The organism is Neisseria sp. P0020.S003, assembly GCF_051957095.1.
Taxonomy (GTDB): domain Bacteria; phylum Pseudomonadota; class Gammaproteobacteria; order Burkholderiales; family Neisseriaceae; genus Neisseria; species Neisseria subflava.
The window spans coordinates 1-513 of the sequence record NZ_JBQCWU010000054.1 but is presented as its reverse complement, the minus strand read 5'-3'; the positions used below and the strand labels follow the sequence as shown (position 1 = coordinate 513).

General features: G+C 59.3%; 1 protein-coding gene. It reads right to left on the bottom strand.

What is annotated here, in order from left to right; genetic code table 11:
* Positions 1–194 precede the first annotated feature (194 nt).
* Positions 195–356: a hypothetical protein gene (locus ACTHTQ_RS11280; RefSeq protein ID WP_440363968.1), complete on the bottom strand. Its 162-nt coding sequence runs from the start codon at positions 354–356 to the stop codon at positions 195–197.
* Positions 357–513: the final 157 nt, after the last annotated feature.

Genomic DNA, 513 nt, shown 5'->3' with positions numbered 1-513 from the left:
TTGGCGGGTTTTGAATACCACGCCGACGGCACCGAACCAGTCGTAGGGCTAGCTGACGGTATTGCGGTATAGGCGGTCGAGCTGGCCGTGCTCATTGATGCTGTCGGGCAACGGGATTAGATCCCACTTATCAGCGGGCAGCAGCATCGTTTTGGCGCGCACGCCGCCGTCGCGCACGGAAGATGAAATACAGTCTACCCGCCGCCTTCGACTGGGCCGTAGGCAATCTCGGCGTGGCTGTATTGGCCACGAGTGAGAATGCGGGTCAGCCAGTCGGTGGCTCGAGCACACCATACGCGCCAGCCGGAGCCGCCCCGATGGCCTTTATAGAGAGCTAGGTAGTATCGTGGTTTCATGATTACGCCTCCTCCAGCTCGGCGGCGGGCTGCTCGTAGTTAGCTGTCCAGCCGTCCGAATAATCGTATTCCAGCGGATTTTCGGCCTTTAACATGGCGGCTTTATGGCGTTCGGCGTTGGCAAAGTCGGCCTGCTCATCCAATACCATCTGCGTAG

Excerpts from the sequence above, each read along its gene's own strand:
- ACTHTQ_RS11280 (WP_440363968.1), bottom strand. The coding sequence starts at position 356 with ATGAAACCACGATACTACCTAGCTCTCTATAAAGGCCATCGGGGCGGC.